The sequence below is a fragment of the Paenibacillus sp. 01L418 genome (assembly GCF_056400045.1).
This window is the reverse complement of sequence record NZ_JBFTSN010000464.1, coordinates 1-4,732: the sequence shown is the minus strand read 5'-3', so window position 1 is coordinate 4,732 and position 4,732 is coordinate 1. Positions and strand designations below refer to the sequence as shown.

General features: G+C 40.5%; 3 protein-coding genes and 2 pseudogenes. 3 read left to right on the top strand and 2 right to left on the bottom strand.

What is annotated here, in order from left to right:
- Positions 1-497: pseudogene (locus tag AC1DSE_RS30410) on the top strand (hypothetical protein); the annotation flags it as partial.
- Between the two features lie 434 nt (positions 498-931).
- Here AC1DSE_RS30410 and AC1DSE_RS30405 read toward each other — a convergent pair.
- Positions 932-2,203 (bottom strand): IS110 family RNA-guided transposase, encoded by a 1,272-nt coding sequence (locus AC1DSE_RS30405; RefSeq protein WP_477528714.1) that lies wholly within the window; start codon positions 2,201-2,203, stop codon positions 932-934.
- 189 nt (positions 2,204-2,392) lie between these two features.
- Between AC1DSE_RS30405 and AC1DSE_RS30400 the strand changes: the two genes are divergently transcribed.
- Complete coding sequence (locus tag AC1DSE_RS30400) at positions 2,393-2,854, top strand: hypothetical protein (protein WP_477512989.1); 462 nt, start codon at positions 2,393-2,395, stop codon at positions 2,852-2,854.
- A 776-nt stretch (positions 2,855-3,630) separates the two neighbouring features.
- Here AC1DSE_RS30400 and AC1DSE_RS30395 read toward each other — a convergent pair.
- The gene (locus AC1DSE_RS30395; protein WP_477512990.1) at positions 3,631-3,816 is read right to left on the bottom strand and encodes a DUF3888 domain-containing protein; all 186 of its coding nucleotides are present in this window, start codon (positions 3,814-3,816) and stop codon (positions 3,631-3,633) included.
- 649 nt (positions 3,817-4,465) lie between these two features.
- Here AC1DSE_RS30395 and AC1DSE_RS30390 point away from each other — a divergent pair.
- Positions 4,466-4,732: pseudogene (locus AC1DSE_RS30390) on the top strand (hypothetical protein); the annotation flags it as partial.

The window sequence follows — 4,732 nt, the reverse complement described above, 5'->3', positions numbered from 1 at the left end:
ATGTGATCGATTGTATCGATTATGATAATTCTATAATTGAAGATGGTTCAATTATAAAAATTGAATTCGATAAAAGTAAGTTGGAGGGTCAATATATTTTTAAAATCCCTCAACATAGAATGATAGCTGTATATGTCACTGACGCTTTAAAAGATATTATTGAAAAATCGCCTTTTAAGGGCTACGAATTCGTTGAAATATGGGATTCAATGAACACGGGTGATGAAGAGAGAGAAAGAAAATTGAGATATGAGGAGGAAATTCAGAGAATAGAAAACATCGAAGGAAAGACTTATACTTGGTCCGAAGCCTATGAATTGGTTGAGCAAGGTAAATCAGTTATTAGTAGCAAGTGGAAAATACAGAGAAATAAAAACGGTGTTATTGTTCTAGGTGATTTGCTAGATGCTCTTAAATATCGCTGGATGGAACCGATGTTCTGGCCTCCAATTCTCTTTGACTTAACCTGGTATGAAACGGAGAAATCAGATATATAATCGGTGATTATAGTGACGAGGCTGCTGGCTTAGAGCGGCGACCTCGTTAAGCTCCCTTGGTACGTTATAATTTTCTCACGAATGCTCGCTTATTCGCAGGATTTCGCCCGGATAGTAAGGGGGGGAAGACATGAAGGGAATACCCTGTTAGACTTCGGTAACATGAAGGCGCACGGGAATAGAGGAGGGATATAACCGTCCTATATACTTCCATTTACTGCACGCATTCTCCACGCCACCCTTGGAGGTTTTCACTCCCATGTCTTAACGGGTCTATGCCCTCTCATTCCTTCGTTACGCCTATCCAAGGGGTGGAGGCCGGTCTTGCTAACGGTACGGGTCGGTGCCCTTTGGTTTAATGCATCCGGTACTCCGTGCTTTCTTTGAAATCCTGCGAATAAGCCAAWACTYGTACAACGAAACGGGTTGTATGGTTAAGCTGCTTGTAAGAGTGGTAACGTTTTATGTGGCATGTAGGCTTTACCGCTACGAGCCATTCCGACTAGTATTCTRGCCAATTTACCGCATAGTTTCATAATGGACCTCATTTTCTTCATCTTCTTAACCTGCACATTGTATGCATGCATCGCTTGAAACTCTGAATTGTTCATGACCAAACTCATAGTGGCCATAAAGAGGAAGCGCCGTAGGCGGGATCGTCCGCGTTTACTAATCTTCATTTGCCCGGTCCATTTGCCAGAACTYGCTTCTGCGAGGTTGAGTCCGGCATGGCGCAGCAAGGCATTTCCGTGAACAAATCCGCTTAAGTCYCYAGCCTCACCCAATATACCAGCTAATGAAATGACATTAATCCCCTTAATYGCGAGGATGGATTTTGCAAAGGGAATGCGTTCTAATACGGTTGAAATCTCCTTCTCCACAACCTCCAGTTGTKCGCAAGCAAGGTCATACTCGGCGAGYAATTGTTTCAAGTGGAGCTTGTAGTAATGAGAAGCTGACTGAGATCCTACTGAATGGTTGGCAATCTCGATGAGTGCTTTTGCTTTTCTAGCACCGCAGTGCCGTTTCATGATGGTTTTCCATCCCTGAATTAGGTTCTGGGTCTGTAGCTTACTGATCTCCGCTGGAGTAGGAAAGAGGCGAAGCGTTGCCAGGGAACCGATACAGGTGATGTCCTTRAATACGTGACGTAGTTCAGGGAAAACAACGTCAACCCAGCGGTGTATCTGGTTTTTGGCACTAACAAGTCGTTTGACGACGAAGTCGCGGTTAGAGAGAAGCACACGTAGATCCTCGAAGGCTTCGGGAGTCGTACGTGTTACCGAGTAGTAACCGTTCTTGATCATGTCGGCGATAACGAGTGCATCTTTCCGGTCACTCTTTGAAGGCGTATTGTCGCGATTTTCTTTGTTTTTTTTCACGAGATGCGGATTCACTAAAACGACTTCAAAATGGCGTTCTGTGAGCCACCGAGATAGGTTAAGCCAGTAGTGTCCGGTTGGCTCCATCCCGACGATGGCTGCACTCAAACGATGGGTGGTTTGCAGCTTTTGAATCCATAGYAAAAGATGGTGAAATCCTTCCTCGTCATTAGAAAAGGATAGGTAGTCTCCGATGATGATGCCACGGAAATTTACAGCGCGCGCAACATGCATCTGCTGGGCGATGTCGATCCCGATAACTAAATGCTGAGCAGTAATTTTTTCAATGAGTTGATTTTGTCTTGCTTGCGATTTAAACTTCATAGTAGAGCGTCCTCCTGGATGATGGAATTTTTAGGGCTATGACCCGTTGCGTACTTCCATCGTACCGAGGCGCTCGTTTTTGTGCAAAGCGGAAATTTAACGCTCTACAGGAATGCTAACGGGCAGGATTGCATGGAGGAAACCCCGAAATACTGAAGGGGAATTTCTTGTTAAAGGCGAGGTGGAGTTTTGAGGTTCAAATATGAACTTATCGGAAGAGGTTGGGCTAGTGGATTCATTGAAATGAACTCAAATACCTTTTATTTTGCAACAAGTTATATCACGGATGCTCTTGATGAGATGTTAAAGGCTCTGATTTTACTTAATCCAGAGCTCAGTCCATTCCCTGTTTCAAATTCACAATTTGAATGGAATGAAGAACCTGGTGGAACCGTTTGGAAATTCAGAAAGATTGATGATTTATTGCACGTTCAGACTATGTCATTTGAGAATTTGCGAAACAAAAAACAACTGGTTATTGAACTAAATGAGTCTTGTTCGATATTGGAATTTTCAGAAGCAGTAGTACAAGCGCTTGATTTATTGTTGAGTATACATGGTAAGGAAGGCTACAAAGAAAAGTGGGTTAACTATGATTTCCCAACGAACAATTACTTAAAACTTAAGGGTTTCGTTACAAAAAAGAATTGAAATAACGGGACACGATAGTTCAAACATGATATGTCGGCAACGGGTCATATGATCGGTTGCCCTTTTCATTGAAGTAATGGGTAGTTATACATAACTATAAATATGTATAATATATAGTAAATCCTCTCATAAAGTAAGAAGGAGAGACAAATGGAACTTTTCATTATAATTTTAGCTGTAGGATTCATCTGCTTAATAAGTTATCTTCGAGCAATCCATATTTCTCTTCAGAAAATTATAGAAATAATGTCAAGTGAAAAAGAGAAATAGACAACACCAAGAATGTAATTCCTTGAGATAAGTGATTAAGCTAACGAGGAACGATAGCACAACAACTAGGGAGCTGTCGCCGCGCGGTTGGGGAGTGATTGAAGACGGAGACTTTCAAAGAAAGAGCCTACGTATATTTATTGTATTGTGTTCTTCTAGATATTCGGAGCGCATCTTATACTCATCGTATTAAATGGTGGATTCCTGCATCTTGGGTCCAGGCTAAGTATAATGTGATTGAATAAACAATATTGCCGATGTTTTTCATAACTTACCTGATTTGATTGTTAACAGACCAGATCAATTTGATGAAAAATGGTTTTGGGATTGCTTAAGAAATCGAATTCCAGAGAAATATGAATTCTATAATAAAGTTTTCAATGAAAAGATAAATGAAATTGTTCGTTCAACTTACGGGAAACGTTAGTTCAATAGCACAAAACGACGAGCAGGCACTGCGGTAGCCTGCTCGTTTTATTAAACTAACGGGCAGATTAACGAAACCTTTATAGGTCCTTGATATGCCTGAAACTCAGCAATTTTGGGTTTCCACCGCCCACTTCTACTTTCACTTCATCAATTCCGTAAGAAATGTGTGGTCCATAATAAGTATTAATTTTTAAAGTGATTTTGTACGCACCACCGATACCGTACAATTGCATCACTTTCGTAATTTTGGTGTCCAGGGGCAATTGAGGTCAATTCTTCTGAGGACTATCTATTTGATAGACTCTAACTTCAAAAAAATGAGATATATAGAGATATACAAAGATCTCATTTTCTGAAAATCCCATAATCAGGCATCGTAGCGCGAGTAAATGTTTCTATCCATAAAGTGAACGTTGTGTTTTTAAGTTTGCCAATTAATTATTAGCATAATAACATAGCTTAATAAGAACTAATAATTGGGAAGTGAGGAGAATTATTTATTATGAATTTTCTAGTTATAAATAACAGCAAGTTATTTGTCCATCTAGTATTCAAGTATTGAAGGAACTAGGAAGATTATTATTGCATCGTCAGCAGCCGCGTGGATGAGTTGCATAATTAGGAGCAGGACCTTGAAAGTAATTAACCACTGGTTTGATTCAATCGCAGATCGAGAGACGTACTTGATGCAATTACCGAACGCACCCTACAAGTCATAGCGCCAGCACCCTGATTGCTTATTGTAAATTCGATATGCCTCCCACAAGATGCCCGTCAGGAACATTTCATTCTTTCACGACACCAAGGAGGAATCCAGTGGCTACAGACGATTGTGTAGGTGGAATAGAATCCATCGTGCCGTTTACCAATGCAACAGCTGCACAAATACCATAATTGGAAGGAGAAGATAAAATGAAACTTGTAAACAAAGCACTCCCTTTGTTTCTCTTGCTTTTACTCGCGTTTCAAAGTACGGCATTAGGAGCAACGAAACTATCACCCCGTGATATTGTTGTAAACATTAATGGATCATTTATCAAAACGGATAGTAATCCTTATGTGGACAAAGGAAGAGTTTTGGTTCCTATTCGGACTCTATCTTCATTAGGATTATCCTACACACAAAGGAAGAGTTTTGGTTCCTATTCGGACTCTATCTTCATTAGGATTATCCTACAC